Source organism: Metabacillus sp. 84 (genome assembly GCF_050107715.1).
Classification (GTDB): domain Bacteria; phylum Bacillota; class Bacilli; order Bacillales; family Bacillaceae; genus Metabacillus_B.
Genome location: NZ_JBNILN010000008.1, coordinates 117,534 through 132,786 on the forward strand (window position 1 = coordinate 117,534; position 15,253 = coordinate 132,786).

The window sequence follows — 15,253 nt, forward strand, 5'->3', positions numbered from 1 at the left end:
TTTTTGCGGAAAAATGTATTATCGTGTGTTTTACGTGAAAATGTTGGAGGTATTCCAATAACTAACAATTAAAGAAATATTCTTTTAAGGGTTGTTTTATATAATTTTTAGTTTTTAATAATTCATATGGGTGTTGCTTTTTTTCCACTGCTTTTGTTCTTAGTGCTAACAAAGGCAATGATTCTTTCTTCTCTATCTTAGGCTCTTTCTTCACGTTCTTTTGTTGATTTAGTGCAATTGCCTGTTGAATTGCATCAGTTTTTAATAAATTAAAATCTGTCTCGATTGAATTATTCCCAATTATTTTTGTGACTAGATTTTTTATGTCAATTACATTTAAATTATTGAAAATTCCTAATGAGGAGATTTCCACACTTAAGCTTTCAATCAGATCTCGCCTTTTATAATCTAAAGTATGCTGCCGTTCTTTAAAACCTTTACGAATTCGTCCTTCAAGCTCTGTATCACGCTTGTGATTGAGCATCAATTCATCTAAATTAATCATGATGTCCTCATATTTCATCATTTCTTGAAAATTGTTAATTCGGATTGCTTTCATCGTAGGCTGAATGATTTGCATATCTATTTTAGCAGTTTTTTTGATTACTTTGGCATTAATGATTTCATTAGCATTATCCTCGTCAAACATTGCTCGTTCTTGAGCGAGAATAAATAAACATACTGCAACAGAAGTTATTCCCTGGCATTCATCATAAAATGCCTTTTTTACATCATCAGTAAGTTCGGAACGTGTTTTTACACATTGGAGTTCCCACAATGTTTCTAAGAAGAACTCCCATTCTTCACTAGTTTCATCCATCCGATCCCAAATAATCGCACCATCACTTGCAGCACGACGAGCTTGACGGAAATTCCCTTTAAATAATCGCTGCGCCTTCGCCGTACCAATTATTACTGTTGGAATACCTACTGTATTGGATAGAGTCACGAAAAAATTCAGCATATCCTCTTGGTCATTTTTCGAGTGTAAAAGATGCTGTATTTCATCAATGACAAGGACACCAATTCCGTACATGCTTGCTAAAGAAGTCATATGTAACAACATCGTTGAAGTAACACGATTTAAATAACCGAACTTTTCTAAATAACGTGTTCCTAACAAGTCATCAATTGCTTTAAAAAAGCTTTTACATAGTGTTGATAAACTTCCATCATATGGACAGTCAATTTTCAACCAAACAATTTGTGTTCGGTTAAATAGCAATTCTTTATACATATCATGCTTAATGACTTGCGGATACATAAGTAATAAGCGCTCTATTGCGGTAGTTTTCCCAATACCTGAAATACCAATAATCGATAAGCTATCTGCTGTTGAACGAATATAATTAAGGCGCTCATCAATAAATTTATGTGAATCATCTTCATCTTCTCGCAATTGGTGCAACACTCGAATACGCTCCAAAAATGTTTTATCTAAAGGATTCCTAGCTAAATAACCTCTTCGAATTAATGTAGATAGTCTTCGTTCTACCTCAAAATGAATTGGCAATGGCTGAATAAAATTTTTTATACGTTTCAAAACATGGTAACGAATATTCGTTGTACTTTGTTTATCTTGCATCGTAATACGAGGTGTCACCATAAAGCGTTCTAAAACATCATCTTCATCAAAAATTGGAGGAAGCGCTTCAATAAAAGGATTATTGTGATACTCAGATAAGGCCTGATTTTTATAATTTGCTTCTTCAAAATCACCTTTAAGAACAAGATCATTTATCTTTACCAAACTCCTCATCTCGCTTCTTCTTAAGTTTTTCCATTAAACGTGAACCAGACTTCTTTATAGATGACGCTTCCGTTTCTAACATTGTAAATTCAACAATTTTTGCAGGCTTAGGTTTTGGATCAACTCCTAAATCAAACTTTTCCTGTTCCCTATTCAGCAGTTTTTCAGCCTGTCTATTCGCTCTGATGTTTTTCAACTTTTCAACCTTGCTTATTGAGTGGACAGGTGTTTCTTTTTTCTGCTTTACTGCCTTCTTTATAATTGATTCAATTGCTACATCTGCATTAATTGTACTTTCGATTTGTTTATTGGTTTCCTGAGTCTTAGTTTCTTGTAAAAGTTGCTGGTAAAATTCAATCTCTTCCAGGAAATCCCCTTTGTATTGCACACTTGTATCTAATAAATAACATGTATCAAAACTGCGCCCACCCGCATGTGGAATATAAATTCGATCCATTGAACGTGGATCAAAAACAACCTCGATACTTTGATTTTTCATTTTCAAGTACCATTGCTCATTTAAAGCTTTTTCAGAACCATATGCTAAGCCCTTAAACTTAATCCCAGCTCTTGTAATACGGGCCTTTCCTTTAGGTAATAGATTTAATCTCAAGATCGTTTGATTACTTACTATTTGTAAACTACCTTTTTTATTTGTGATGCCCCAATTCCATAAGTGAATAGGGGATGCTGTTAGTTGCTCTGCAATCATCTCTTTTTCTAATGGATATTGATTTATGATTTTCTGATTATGATGTAGCATAAGATGAATGATAATTTTCGTGAATTCCTCAAGGTTCAAACTTGCATCTAAACGATAGTCTCGGTCTCCCCGTTCACGATATTCTTTTTGAATAGCACCTGGTGCTTTGCGTTTTATTTTCCCATTAATTGTACGGAATTGTCGTTCAATAATTCCTTTTAAATCTCCACGATACGGAGACGTATTTTCAATTTTTATATTAAAATTGTTAATTAAGCTTTCCACAGAATACCCTTCAAACTCGCCTCGGTCTGCAATAATTATTTCAGGTAAGTGATGCGCTGGCCATTGTCCTCCCTCAATCGCAATGTCATATTTCGAACAAAAATCCACCTTATTTGTCACCATATTATCTAAAGCCATCATGGCACCAACCCAAGAAGGACCTTCTAAACCAACATAAATACCTGTTATTAAGCGTGAATATACATCAATGACTCCATAAACAATTGGACGACCTATAATCAATTGCCTATCAAATGAACTTACCAAATATACATCAGCAATAGTTGCATCAATTTGGAATCGCGTCCCTGGTCCATCCGTCTCTAAAGATGAATGACTTAAAATCGGCCTATGCTTTAATTCGAACTCTTTATGGCTATAGCGTAACTGAAAATCAAGTTTCCGGTCTTCTAGCTTCTTAAACCAATAGTAAAACTGATGATATGTAGGTATTCTAGAGCCATCCCAAATCTTATACTTTAGCTGGTTACCCTCATAATACTTGTCTGAGTAAAATTCTCTTAACAAATATTCATAGGTATTAGTTAATGATAATTGCTCTTTTTTTCGATAATATTTTCTTACTACATAATCAAACTGCTTTTTAACATCTTCCGTAATATTAATGCCTTTCTCAGTGGACGTATACAACCTTGGGCGTCCAACTTTATATTCCGTAGATAAAAGACGTTCCTTACCTTTACCACCTGAATACATATAATCAGGAAGAAGTGCGTTCTTATTTAATCCACGTTGCCAAAAACGTGTGAAAATTCGCTTCACCTTAATTTTTGTGATTCTATGCTGCTGTGCAATTTGTTCAAATATTGCATCCCGTTCTTTTTTGTTAAGTAGTGCATCTTTGAATTTAATCCAGCCTTCAAAGACAATTTCCCAGTCTTCATCACGCTTTTTAATTTGCTTTTCTGTTAAATCCTTATCAGCATTACTATTCAAAAATGGGTCTGGAATTGGAATTATTAAACCACTTTGAAGTTCCGTTTCAATATCAGATAGTAAGATTTTTTTTGGCATCGACGTATTTCCAAGTAAATCTACAAAATAGACAATTGGATTTTCAATAGTTATAACACGAATACGATTCTTTTCTTCTATATCTGTATATTGATACACTTGATTAAAAAAAATCATATCACCCTCACCTTATCTGAATAATCTTTTCGCACTGTTTTAATTTGCTGAATTTGATTTACTTCTAATTTTTCTAATATATCCACTTCAATAGCTTTCGTTGCGATTAAATACTTAAATAGCGAAAGACCACAACCAACAACCATGCCGAAATCTTTTTCAAATTCTTTAGCAATCTGTTTCACTGTATGATCTTGGGTTAACAATTTACTAATAAAATAAACACTCATATCTTCTATATCATATGCTGTCAAATCTCCAAATCCTTCTAAAACAGATAGATCCGAATAGCCGTGAAAGAATGCAATGTTATGTGCCATCGCTTTCGGGATTTCTAATTCGGTAACAATGCCCCAGTTAATATCTTGTCTTTCCCAATAAACTCGTTCAATTTCAAACTTTTCCAATATTCGTTCATTCATTAACTCATCTTTGTATTTCAAAGTTCGGGCTAAGTATTGATGTTGCTGATTATTACTGATAGTAACTAAAAAGTCAGTTGTCATCACAATTGGTTCACCTGTTTTAGGATCTGTTGGATGTTTAATACCTAATTCATCAGCAATGACTATAGTTTCTTCAATCGGCAATAATGGATACTGTTCTCGTATATCAAATACCCTGTCGGAGAATTCCAATAAGTAAAAGTAGTTTCGCTCCAAGTCTGACAGAAACTCAAATTGTCTTGGTATTTTAATGCCTTTTAGACGTGTTGCACGACCTAGAGACGGTACATCCTGAATCTTAACCCATGGTTTATATTCTATTCCCAACCCCTGTCCACGACCGTCTTTTAGCTTCTTATCAGTTGATGGTGAACGTTTACGTTTGGACATATCATCACCCCCAAAAATTAAAAATCTGATTTTCTATATCCTTTTATACAAAATTTCCTTCAGCCTCGGTGTTTAAGAACAAAAAAATAACCTCATATGGATATCATATCCATTGAGGTTATTTTTTATCAATCTTTATTTTAAATGATCAATCTTTATTTTAAATGAGCGAACTTTGTTTAAAATAATCAATCTTTTTTATAAAACTACAAAGAGGTGTTCATGCAAAACAGCTCTTACTCCACCGTCACACTCTTCGCAAGGTTACGCGGCTTATCCACGTCACAGCCTCTATGCAGTGCTGCATAGTAAGCGATCAGCTGAAGCGGGATTACGGATGCAAGCGGTGATAGGGCTTCGTGTACTTCCGGAAGGACGAAACGGTCGTCTTCCTGGTCCAGTCCTTTTGCAGAGATGATGCAAGGGTTCGCTCCACGGGCAGCTACTTCCTTCACGTTACCGCGAATGCTCAGGTTTACATGCTCCTGTGTAGCAAGCGCGATGACCGGTGTGCCTTGCTCGATCAGGGCGATCGTACCGTGTTTAAGCTCTCCTCCGGCAAAGCCTTCTGCCTGGATGTAGGAGATTTCTTTCAGCTTCAATGCGCCTTCAAGACCTACGTAGTAGTCAACCGCACGGCCGATGAAGAAGGCGTTGCGTGTTGTGGATAGGTACTCGCGTGCGATGTACTCCATCTCTTCCTTCTGGTCGCAAAGGGCTTCCATTGCATTTGCAGCGATTCCAAGCTCTTTTACAAGGTCCAGCTCGATATCGAGTCCTTTTGCTTCTGCTGTTACAGCAGCTGTGATCGCAAGAACGGCAAGCTGTGCTGTATAGGCTTTTGTTGAGGCTACTGCAATTTCAGGACCTGCGTGAAGAAGCAAGGTGAAGTCTGCTTCACGGGAAAGAGTGGATCCTGGTACGTTTGTGATCGTAAGCGCTTTGTAGCCAAGCTCTTTAATTTGGACAAGCACAGCACGGCTGTCAGCTGTTTCTCCGCTCTGGGAGATAAAAATGAACAGCGGCTTTTCAGACAGCAATGGCATGTTGTACGAGAACTCACTTGCCACGTGAACTTCTACCGGTTTCTTTGCCCATCTTTCAATGAACTGTTTGCCGACAAGACCGGCATGGTAGCTTGTTCCGCAGGCTACGATATAAATGCGGTCTGCTTCGTCGATCGCATCCGAGATGTTCTGATCAATTGTCAGCTTACCGTCTTCATTTTGATATTTTTGAACGATTTTCCGCAATACGAGCGGCTGCTCGTCAGTTTCTTTCAACATGTAGTGAGGGTATGTTCCTTTTTCGATATCGCTTGCATCAATTTCTGCTGTGTATGGAGCACGTTCAACAACTTCTCCAGTCAATGTTTTAATGACTGCCTGCTCGCGGGTCACGATGACCATTTCTTTATCCATAAGCTCAACAAACTGGTTTGTGACTTGAAGCATCGCCATTGCATCAGAAGCAATGACATTAAAGTCTTCTCCAAGACCAACTAGAAGAGGGCTTTTGTTTTTTGCTACATAAATTGTATTTGGATCTTGGTTATCAAGCAATCCGATAGCGTACGATCCTTTTAGAACGGAGAGAGTCTGGCGGAAAGCTTCTTCTACGCCTGCCCCTTTCTCCATCATTTTTTCGATAACCTGGACTACAACCTCTGTGTCTGTTTCACTTTGCAGTTCAACATCCTGAAGGTAATCTTTTTTCAGCTGTACATAGTTTTCAATGACACCGTTGTGAACCAAAGTCAGGCGTGATGATGCACTTTGATGCGGATGAGCGTTAACACGGCTTGGCTCTCCGTGAGTAGCCCAGCGTGTGTGACCGATTCCAACCGGTGCCAATACACCTGCGTCCACGATGGAACGAAGATCGGCAATGCGTCCTTTTTCTTTAAAGACCGTGACGCCTTCTTCTCCGGAAAGCGCGATCCCGGCAGAGTCGTATCCGCGGTATTCAAGCTTTTCCAAGCCTTTTAATAAAATTTCCTTTGAATCATTCTGTCCAATATAACCTACAATTCCACACATAATCGTTTTCCTCCCGCTTTTGCGAAGGGGACAGGAAAGTCTCTTATCATCGGGGACCTTCTGCTGTCCCCTCACACATGTTAGATGTTTTGTTTTAAAGGATTCGATTTGTGTCTCTCTCTTTGTCCAGAAAGTTGCCCTCCTGTTTTAAAGAAAGACTTGCGGCTGCTATCGTACAGCCGGGAGGTATCCGCCGATTCATCGATAAACCTCCTCCTCGTCAACTAAGCGATGGGCCGTCCGTGCTTAGTTCAGGCGCTTTGTCTTGCTCTGCATTCCGCTGCTTCTTATTACCCGGGACAAGAATAGCGAAACACAAGGTTTATATTACAATACATCGGAGAAAACCGTCAATCCTATTATTTCCTTACGGTTTACTCTTTACCCTCCGACCCTTTAGTATATGCGGTTAAAAAGGATCTCGTTAAGGATTGATGCAAGGTGATATTTACCCGGTTTTCATGATTTCCTAACCTGCTTTCAGCAAAAAGATGCATTTTTCCACCTGCTTTTTTTCTTCACAAGTGAAAATCATCACAGCGTGAAAGAATAAAAAAATGCTCAAATTATCACATGAAAAAAAAGAGAAAAACGGGGCTGACAGTCAGCCCCGTTTTAATGCAAAAGGTATGTACAATTTATTCAATACCCATTTCCGTTTGGACAACTGCCACAATACGGTCCACATACTTGCGGCAAAGCTCTTCTGTCGATGCTTCTGCCATAACGCGCACAAGCGGCTCTGTGCCGGATGGACGAACGAGGATTCTACCGTTCCCGGCCATCTCCTGCTCTACTTCCGTGATGATTGCTTTTACCTTTTCATTGTCTGTTACATGGTACTTGTCCGTCACTTTTACGTTTACAAGCAGCTGAGGGAATTTTGTCATCTCTCCAGCGAGCTCAGAAAGGGTTTTTCCTGTTGCTTTTAAAATGTTAACAAGCTGGATGGCTGTAAGAAGGCCATCTCCTGTTGTGTTGTAATCAAGGAAAATGATGTGGCCGGATTGCTCGCCGCCCAGATTATAATGGTTTTTCTTCATTTCTTCTACTACATACCGGTCGCCTACCGCAGTCTGGATGCTTTGAATTTCTGATGCCTCCAGTCCTTTATAGAAACCGAGGTTGCTCATAACGGTGGATACAACGGTATCCTGATTCAACTGGCCTTGCTCCTTCAAATACTTGGCGCAGATAAACATGATTTGATCGCCGTCTACGATGCTGCCTTTCTCATCAACTGCAATCAGGCGGTCTCCGTCCCCATCAAAGGCAAGTCCGATATCGGCACCTTTTTCAAGAACAAACGCTGCCATTGCTTCAGGGTGGGTGGAACCGACACCTTCATTGATGTTAAGTCCGTTAGGAGACGTTCCCATCGTAGAAACATCCGCCTCAAGGTCAGCAAACAGATGCGTTGCAAGGGAAGAGGTTGCACCATGAGCGCAGTCAAGAGCGACATGAAGGCCTGCAAATTCTTCATCTACGGTTTGTTTAAGGAACTGAAGATATTTTTGGCCGCCTTCAAAGTAATCATTTACCTGACCAAGGTCCGCTCCAACCGGCCGTGGAAGAGAATCAGTCTCCTGGTCCATCAGGCTTTCAATTTCAAGCTCCTGCTCATCTACAAGTTTGAAGCCGTCCGGTCCGAAAAACTTGATTCCGTTGTCCTGAACGGGATTATGAGAGGCAGAAATCATGACACCTGCCTGAGCTCCTAAAGCTTTGGTTAAATAAGAAACACCTGGAGTAGAGATGACGCCTAAGCGCATAACTTCCGCTCCGATGGAAAGAAGACCGGCTACAAGCGCACCCTCCAGCATATGCCCGGATACGCGTGTATCACGGCCGATTAAAACCTTGGGACGCTCTTTATCTTTTGTCAGAACATATCCGCCAAAACGGCCGATTTTAAATGCCAATTCCGGCGTCAGCTCGCTATTGGCCACTCCTCTTACTCCATCTGTTCCAAAATACTTACCCATGTTAGATTCGCTCCTTTTTCTGTTCCTCAAGATTGAAGTGCCGAAATACGAATTGTTGCTTCTTCTTGGGGCAGTGACCATTTCACATCATTCGGTCCCTTAACCTCAACCTTAACTTTCTGTTCACCGTCTTCAAGACCGGATGCATCGACCACCAGCTCAAAGTCACCTGAAGTCACTTTGTTCAGCTGTCTCTCTAAACCCGTTACACTGATATCAAAAGCTTGATTGTCAGGATTCAGGTACTCAACTTGCTTCCCTTCATCAAGGCCAGTTGTTTGAATTGGGACGCCTTCCAGCACCTTCTCTTCTTCTTTATTTACATCTATTTTTACTTGAACCTTCTGCTCAGAAAGTCTGGTAACTCCCTCTGGCAGCGGCAGGCCCAATTCAACCACGTCGTCTTCTTTGATCTGGCTCAAATCCAGCTCCGGCCCGCTTATTTCCTCCAGTGCATCGAGAATATTCTGCGGTCCGTAAGCCGTTACTTCACTGGGGGTTATACTGATTGACCGGATCGATATGCCTTCAGGAGGCTCCCCGGTTTGTTTCAGCTTTACAGGAAGAGTCTTTTTAGGGCTTTCAACCGGCACAGTTACTTCAATGTTTCGCGGAGAGGTCTCCACTGGTAAAATATTTCCTGCTTTATCATACACAATGACCTGCGCCTGCTGAACGACTTCTTTATTTGCACCTTGTAGATTCACTCTTGCCCTTACATACGAAACCTGATCAATAATCGCTTTCGATCCTGTAATCTGAACTTTATTCGGTTTTAGAACCGGCTCCCCCGGCTTATATCCTTCGGCAATTTGTTCCTCATTGATAAAGGAGGCTTCGACTGGAAATTCTTCTGTTTCCTTCTCGTCGATTCTTATATCCGCTGTACCTGGATCAATGGCTACCTTCAGAGAGCTGTCCAGATTTCTGAATTTCAAATCCACTTCATGCTCTCCAGGTTCCAGTCCCGACAAATCCGCATAAACCTCAACGTTCTTCCGCTGCTTGGCAATGGTCACCTGGCTGGTCGGTCCGGTGATGTTCACGGCAACCGTCTCAGGAAGTCCGGAAACGACATAATTTTCATTGTCTGTCTCAGCTTTAACCGGTACATCTTCAATCGCTGCAGAGGACTCATTAGAGGCAGGCTCGTCTTCATCCGTGCCAGGCGGTTTCGGAATAATCTGGCTGCTCTGAGGTTCATTGTTCCTGATTGTGCCACCCTGGTTTGATGTCTCCGGATTGACGGAAAGATAAATCATCAGAGCAAGCAGCAAAGCGATAATCCGCATAAACCAAGTATTGTTCATCAGCTTATCCATTCTTTTTCCCCCTCCATTGCCAGCGGTTTGAGGAATCGGAACGAATCCGGCCTTGGCGGTTTGAGCTGGATGACAGAATGTTTTTCAATGCCTCTTCATCCAGGTTGCGGTGAAGCTCGCCATTTTTCGCAACCGAGATGCTTCCTGTTTCTTCAGAGACAATAATGGTTATGCTGTCTGTAACCTCGCTTATTCCAACTGCAGCCCTGTGTCTCGTTCCGAGTTCTTTTGAAATCAGCGGACTCTCTGACAGCGGCAGATAGCAGGCCGCTGCTGCGATCTGGCTTCCTCTTAAAATGACCGCTCCATCATGGAGCGGTGTGTTGGGGATAAACACATTGATCAGAAGCTCTGATGAAATGGCAGCATTCATAGGGATTCCGGTCTCAATGTAATCGCCCATGCCTGTCTCCCGTTCTAGCGTCATCAGCGCTCCGATTCGGCGCTTTGCCATATAGGAGGTAGCTTTCGTAATGTCATCCGTCAGCTTAATGCGTTCATCCTCTTCCGGCAAAGCACTCTTTGAAAACAGTCTTCCTCTCCCCAGCTGCTCCAGTGCCCTTCTCAGCTCTGGCTGAAAGATCACGATAATTGCGATAAATCCCCATGAAATCGCTTGGTCCATTAACCAGAAGATCGTATTGAGTCCCAGGAAGCCGCTTATCGTTTTGACAAGTAAAATAACGATGATCCCTTTCAAAAGCTGAACGGCTTTTGTTCCTCTAATAACCATAATCAGTTTATATATAACGAACCAAACAAGGAGAATATCTATGGCAGTGCCCAGGTACCTAAGTACAGATATATCTTCAAATGCCATGCCTGTTTCCTCCATCAAGTTCAATTAAAGTTACAGCGCAATTGTCCATTCAGGACGGGAAAAACCGCACCAAAATCCTTGCTCGTCCTCCTGTTTCTGCCGGAGGACATCCGGTGCTGCCGCTAACTACCCCATTATAGCATAATTTTTTTTTAGTAAATAAAGAAACCAAAAGGCCATCATAAAAGATGACCTTTGCATTAGTATATCTGATTTTTCCGCCTATTATCGAACAAGCCGGAAATTTTACTGAAATACATCTACTACTTCTTTTCCGAAGGATTTCATCCTGTACCATAGCCAGTCAAACAATTCATTTACCTCTTTAATATCCCCGGTGACTTCTCCGGCTGCTGCTGTGTATTCCTCTCCATTAATAATCGTCACATTTCCTTCCACTTTCCCATCAATCCGGAGCGTGCCGTTTCGTACGGTAATATCTCCTTTAATGACTTCACCTTCCGGGACGGTCACCGTGCTGTTCTGGACAATTAATTTAGGATCCTTTGTTACGCTGAACTGATGATCACCTGACCATGCCGATATCAGGCTGCCGCTCATCAGAATCATAAAAAGAGATGCTGCTATTAATAAAGGGTGGGCTTTGAACCATCTTTCAGCGCCGACTCTCTTTTTTTCTTTAGGAAGGCTCTCCATCACCCGCGCTGTAAAATTCTTTGGAGTTTCCACATGGGAAGTACTCTGCACGAAAGCCACCGTTTTTTTCAGTTCCTGGAAATGAGTTTGACAGCTGCTGCATACTTTTAGATGGATCCTTAAGTCTCTCTCTTCCTTCCCCCCGATTTCATGGTCGAGGAATTTATGCATTAAAGAAACCATTTGCTCTGAACATGCCATTTTTTCTGCACCCCACTTTATAAATGCCTTAGCTGCTTTCTAAGGGCTTCTCTTCCTCTGTGTATCCTCGTCTTAACTGTGCCGGCAGGAATCTCCAAAATCTCGCTGATTTCAAGAATGGAAAGCTCATCAATGTATTTAAGCACAATGACACTCCGATACTTTTCCGGAAGCTTCAAAATTTCTTTTTGAATCATTTCCTGAAGCTCCAGTGTCTCCACTTCCTCTTCAGGAAGGGCAATATCAGCTGCAACCTGCGAATACATTGTCAGTCCGTCCGTTCCACCAATTTCAGCGTCTAAATAATAATCCGGCTTCTTCTTTCGAATTCGGTCAATAGAGAGATTGGTGGCAATCCGGTACAGCCATGTTGAGAATTTTTTATCCAGATCATACCGGTGAATATTTACATAGGCTCTTATAAATGCTTCCTGCGCAATATCCTCAGCTTCATGCGAATTGCCCAGCATCCGGTAACAAAGGTGATAGATTTTATCCTTATAAATGTCAACAATCTCAGCAAATGCATTTTGATCGCCTTTTATAACCTCTCTTATTCTGTTCTTTACCAAAGTTTCCATCTGTTTTACCCTCTTCTCTACGCGGGTCTGTATGAATACGTTCTAAAGACCAAAAGGTTTCATTTTTTTCACATAAAATTAGTTTAACAAATAATTGGCAATCTGTAGATGAAAAGTTGCAGGAAGAGGCTGTTTAGAGGATTGCATGGAAGGGGAAGATCGAGCTGTCAGAGAAGATTAATTTTTATATCATACTTTATGGGAAACACCCGGAGCAAAACGAAAAGGAAAACTGCCGCTCCTTCTTAAGGGCGGCAGCTGGTTTACAGGAGTTTTTCCCCAAATAATGAACCCATTAGGGCAACAGCAACGGAAGCTGTTTTGTTACGTTCATCAAGAATCGGATTGACCTCTACAAATTCAGCAGATGTAATCAATTCTGATTCAGCCAGCATTTCCATGGCCAGGTGGCTCTCACGGTAGCTGATGCCCCCGATTACCGGTGTACCAACCCCTGGTGCATCATGCGGATCCAAGCCATCAAGATCCAGTGATAAATGAATGCCGTCAGTCCGTTCCTTTAAATAGTCGATCGTTTCTTCCATAACACGTGTCATCCCCATGCGGTCCACTTCATGCATCGTATAAACACGTATTCCTTTTTCTTTGATTAGTTTTCTTTCTCCTTCATCCAAGGAACGCGCCCCGATAATGACTACATTTTCTGGTTTAATTTTAGGAGAAAATCCCGCAATCCCTGTGAGCGCTTCATCCCCAATTCCAAGGCTTGCAGCCAGAGGCATGCCATGAATGTTTCCTGAAGGAGACGTATCCGCTGTATTTAAATCTCCATGAGCGTCATACCAGATAACGCCCAGATTTTGATAATTTTTTGCTAAGCCGGCCAGGGTCCCAATGGCAATGCTATGGTCACCGCCAAGGACCAAAGGAAACGACCCTGCTTTAATTGTTTCATCAACCTTTGATGCTAAAAGCTCACTTGCTTCTGATACCGCTTTCAAATTTTTCAAATTATATAGAGGTTCTTCCAATTCTTTTTCCCGTTTCCCAATGTTGATATCTCCACTGTCTTCGATGATATAGTGAAGGTGCTCAAGCCTTTCCGTAATCCCCGCATAGCGGATCGCGCTCGGACCCATGTCAACACCCCGGCGGGTCTGACCTAAATCCATCGGCACCCCGATAATATTGATTTTCTTTGCAGCCATGTGGTTTCCTCCTTTTCCCTCTGTGCTTCTATTCTACCTAGAAGGAGGCAGGTGACTCAACTCGACAATTTCATGTATAAAAATACAGATAATTCAAACTAAAACTGTAAAAGAAAACACAAAAAAAGCCTTACACCAAGTGGAAGACATTAATGGTTAAAGTATTGGTGGAGCCTAGCGGGATCGAACCGCTGACCTCCTGCGTGCAAGGCAGGCGCTCTCCCAGCTGAGCTAAGGCCCCCTAAGGGTAATGGAGCGGAAGACGGGATTCGAACCCGCGACCCCCACCTTGGCAAGGTGGTGTTCTACCACTGAACTACTTCCGCTAGTTCAAAAGGCAGGTCTCCGGAAAATAAATGCGGGTGAAGGGAGTCGAACCCCCACGCCCGAAGGCGCCAGATCCTAAGTCTGGTGCGTCTGCCAATTCCGCCACACCCGCATACAAAAATAAAAATGGTGAGCCATGAAGGACTCGAACCTTCGACCCTCTGATTAAAAGTCAGATGCTCTACCGACTGAGCTAATGGCTCGGATGGCTGGGCTAGCTGGATTCGAACCAACGCATGACGGAGTCAAAGTCCGTTGCCTTACCGCTTGGCTATAGCCCAATAATTTAGATACTCATCCTATCTTAACATGTCCAAACCATGAGGTTTTAAACCTGTCATGAAGAAAAATGGTGGAGGGGGGCAGATTCGAACTGCCGAACCCTAAGGAGCGGATTTACAGTCCGCCGCGTTTAGCCACTTCGCTACCCCTCCGTATGATTGAAAGACAGTGCCGGCAAGAGGACTTGAACCCCCAACCTACTGATTACAAGTCAGTTGCTCTACCAATTGAGCTACACCGGCGCAAATTAAAAAACAGCAAACAAAATATAGAATGGTGGAGGATGACGGGATCGAACCGCCGACCCTCTGCTTGTAAGGCAGATGCTCTCCCAGCTGAGCTAATCCTCCATATAGTTTCGGCTTGTGATGAGCGGCGCATTGCGTTGTCGCTTTCAGTCGTTCGCATCCTCACGCACTCATGTGCGCTCCGGGGCTCTCTCCTTCGGCTCCTAGCACTGCTTGCTCCTCCCAACCCTCTTACTTTCACCTTGTTGGGTGGTGGTTTCGGCTTGCGATGAGCGGCGCATTGCGTTGTCGTCTTCACTCGTTCACATCCTCATGCACGAATGTGCACTCCGGTGTTCACTCCTTCGACTCCTAGCACTGCTTGCTCCTCCCAACCCTCTTACTTTCACTTTGTTGGGTGGTGGTTTCGGCTTGTGATGAGCGGCGCATTGCGTTGTCGTCTTCACTCGTTCACATCCTCATGCACGAATGTGCACTCCGGTGTTCACTCCTTCAACTTCCGCATAGCTTGTCCGTATGTAAATGGTGACCCGTACGGGATTCGAACCCGTGTTACCGCCGTGAAAGGGCGGTGTCTTAACCGCTTGACCAACGGGCCGCATACATTAAGTAAGCTTCCAACCGGGCTCGAACCGGTGACCTCTTCCTTACCATGGAAGCACTCTACCTACTGAGCTATGGAAGCATGGCTCCGCAGGCAGGACTCGAACCTGCGACCGATCGGTTAACAGCCGATAGCTCTACCACTGAGCTACTGCGGAACAATATAACCTGGCAACATCCTACTCTCGCAGGGGGAAACCCCCAACTACCATCGGCGCTGAAGAGCTTAACTTCCGTGTTCGGTATGGGAACGGGTGTGACCTCTTTGCCATAATCACCAGATATAAGGTTGA

At 42.5% G+C, this 15,253-nt stretch carries 10 protein-coding genes, 11 tRNA genes and 1 rRNA gene; all 22 read right to left on the reverse strand.

Features of this window, described 5'->3' with window-relative positions:
• Positions 1–61: 61 nt before the first annotated feature.
• The 22 genes from ACQCV8_RS14610 to rrf all read right to left on the reverse strand — a co-directional run bounded on the left by ACQCV8_RS14610 (position 62) and on the right by rrf (position 15,242).
• Positions 62–1,759, reverse strand: coding sequence for an ATP-binding protein (locus tag ACQCV8_RS14610; protein ID WP_426845557.1), 1,698 nt, complete (start codon positions 1,757–1,759; stop codon positions 62–64).
• Complete coding sequence (locus ACQCV8_RS14615; RefSeq protein ID WP_426845559.1) at positions 1,734–3,890, reverse strand: Mu transposase C-terminal domain-containing protein; 2,157 nt, start codon at positions 3,888–3,890, stop codon at positions 1,734–1,736. Before ACQCV8_RS14615 ends, ACQCV8_RS14610 begins: the two co-directional genes overlap by 26 nt.
• Positions 3,887–4,726, reverse strand: a complete 840-nt coding sequence (locus tag ACQCV8_RS14620) for a TnsA endonuclease N-terminal domain-containing protein (RefSeq protein WP_426845561.1) — start codon at positions 4,724–4,726, stop codon at positions 3,887–3,889. The genes ACQCV8_RS14615 and ACQCV8_RS14620 overlap by 4 nt, the downstream gene beginning before the upstream one ends.
• A gap of 236 nt (positions 4,727–4,962) precedes the next feature.
• The gene (gene glmS / locus ACQCV8_RS14625; RefSeq protein WP_426845563.1) at positions 4,963–6,765 is read right to left on the reverse strand and encodes a glutamine--fructose-6-phosphate transaminase (isomerizing); all 1,803 of its coding nucleotides are present in this window, start codon (positions 6,763–6,765) and stop codon (positions 4,963–4,965) included.
• Positions 6,766–7,403: 638 nt separating this feature from the next.
• Complete coding sequence (gene glmM, locus ACQCV8_RS14630) at positions 7,404–8,750, reverse strand: phosphoglucosamine mutase (protein ID WP_426845565.1); 1,347 nt, start codon at positions 8,748–8,750, stop codon at positions 7,404–7,406.
• A 26-nt stretch (positions 8,751–8,776) separates the two neighbouring features.
• Positions 8,777–10,072 carry a CdaR family protein gene (locus ACQCV8_RS14635; RefSeq protein ID WP_426845567.1) on the reverse strand — a complete coding sequence of 432 codons (1,296 nt, stop codon included), beginning with the start codon at positions 10,070–10,072 and terminating at the stop codon, positions 8,777–8,779.
• On the reverse strand, positions 10,065–10,892 hold the full coding sequence (gene cdaA / locus ACQCV8_RS14640; RefSeq protein ID WP_426845569.1) for a diadenylate cyclase CdaA: 828 nt from the start codon (positions 10,890–10,892) through the stop codon (positions 10,065–10,067). The genes ACQCV8_RS14635 and cdaA overlap by 8 nt, the downstream gene beginning before the upstream one ends.
• A gap of 246 nt (positions 10,893–11,138) precedes the next feature.
• Positions 11,139–11,750, reverse strand: a complete 612-nt coding sequence (locus ACQCV8_RS14645; protein WP_426845571.1) for a zf-HC2 domain-containing protein — start codon at positions 11,748–11,750, stop codon at positions 11,139–11,141.
• Between the two features lie 17 nt (positions 11,751–11,767).
• Positions 11,768–12,331, reverse strand: coding sequence for an RNA polymerase sigma factor SigW (gene sigW / locus ACQCV8_RS14650; protein ID WP_426845573.1), 564 nt, complete (start codon positions 12,329–12,331; stop codon positions 11,768–11,770).
• A gap of 263 nt (positions 12,332–12,594) precedes the next feature.
• A complete protein-coding gene (rocF, locus tag ACQCV8_RS14655; RefSeq protein ID WP_426845575.1) occupies positions 12,595–13,500 on the reverse strand; it encodes an arginase in 906 nt (301 codons plus the stop codon).
• 165 nt (positions 13,501–13,665) lie between these two features.
• Positions 13,666–13,741, reverse strand: a tRNA-Ala gene (locus tag ACQCV8_RS14660).
• A gap of 10 nt (positions 13,742–13,751) precedes the next feature.
• Positions 13,752–13,826, reverse strand: a tRNA-Gly gene (locus ACQCV8_RS14665).
• 31 nt (positions 13,827–13,857) lie between these two features.
• Positions 13,858–13,939: transfer RNA gene (locus tag ACQCV8_RS14670), tRNA-Leu, on the reverse strand.
• Between the two features lie 15 nt (positions 13,940–13,954).
• Positions 13,955–14,030: transfer RNA gene (locus ACQCV8_RS14675), tRNA-Lys, on the reverse strand.
• A gap of 3 nt (positions 14,031–14,033) precedes the next feature.
• Positions 14,034–14,108, reverse strand: a tRNA-Gln gene (locus tag ACQCV8_RS14680).
• A 69-nt stretch (positions 14,109–14,177) separates the two neighbouring features.
• Positions 14,178–14,261, reverse strand: a tRNA-Tyr gene (locus ACQCV8_RS14685).
• Positions 14,262–14,278: 17 nt separating this feature from the next.
• Positions 14,279–14,351: transfer RNA gene (locus ACQCV8_RS14690), tRNA-Thr, on the reverse strand.
• 32 nt (positions 14,352–14,383) lie between these two features.
• Positions 14,384–14,459 (reverse strand) — tRNA-Val (locus ACQCV8_RS14695).
• A 421-nt stretch (positions 14,460–14,880) separates the two neighbouring features.
• Positions 14,881–14,955: transfer RNA gene (locus ACQCV8_RS14700), tRNA-Glu, on the reverse strand.
• A gap of 14 nt (positions 14,956–14,969) precedes the next feature.
• Positions 14,970–15,042 (reverse strand) — tRNA-Thr (locus tag ACQCV8_RS14705).
• Position 15,043: 1 nt separating this feature from the next.
• Positions 15,044–15,118: transfer RNA gene (locus ACQCV8_RS14710), tRNA-Asn, on the reverse strand.
• 8 nt (positions 15,119–15,126) lie between these two features.
• Positions 15,127–15,242 (reverse strand): 5S ribosomal RNA (rrf, locus tag ACQCV8_RS14715).
• Between the last annotated feature and the right edge of the window lie 11 nt (positions 15,243–15,253).

Excerpts from the sequence above, each read along its gene's own strand:
- ACQCV8_RS14610 (WP_426845557.1), bottom strand. The coding sequence starts at position 1,759 with ATGAGGAGTTTGGTAAAGATAAATGATCTTGTTCTTAAAGGTGATTTT.
- ACQCV8_RS14615 (WP_426845559.1), bottom strand. The coding sequence starts at position 3,890 with ATGATTTTTTTTAATCAAGTGTATCAATATACAGATATAGAAGAAAAG.
- ACQCV8_RS14620 (WP_426845561.1), bottom strand. The coding sequence starts at position 4,726 with ATGTCCAAACGTAAACGTTCACCATCAACTGATAAGAAGCTAAAAGAC.
- glmS (WP_426845563.1), bottom strand. The coding sequence starts at position 6,765 with ATGTGTGGAATTGTAGGTTATATTGGACAGAATGATTCAAAGGAAATT.
- glmM (WP_426845565.1), bottom strand. The coding sequence starts at position 8,750 with ATGGGTAAGTATTTTGGAACAGATGGAGTAAGAGGAGTGGCCAATAGC.
- ACQCV8_RS14635 (WP_426845567.1), bottom strand. The coding sequence starts at position 10,072 with ATGGATAAGCTGATGAACAATACTTGGTTTATGCGGATTATCGCTTTG.
- cdaA (WP_426845569.1), bottom strand. The coding sequence starts at position 10,892 with ATGGCATTTGAAGATATATCTGTACTTAGGTACCTGGGCACTGCCATA.
- ACQCV8_RS14645 (WP_426845571.1), bottom strand. The coding sequence starts at position 11,750 with ATGGCATGTTCAGAGCAAATGGTTTCTTTAATGCATAAATTCCTCGAC.
- sigW (WP_426845573.1), bottom strand. The coding sequence starts at position 12,331 with ATGGAAACTTTGGTAAAGAACAGAATAAGAGAGGTTATAAAAGGCGAT.
- rocF (WP_426845575.1), bottom strand. The coding sequence starts at position 13,500 with ATGGCTGCAAAGAAAATCAATATTATCGGGGTGCCGATGGATTTAGGT.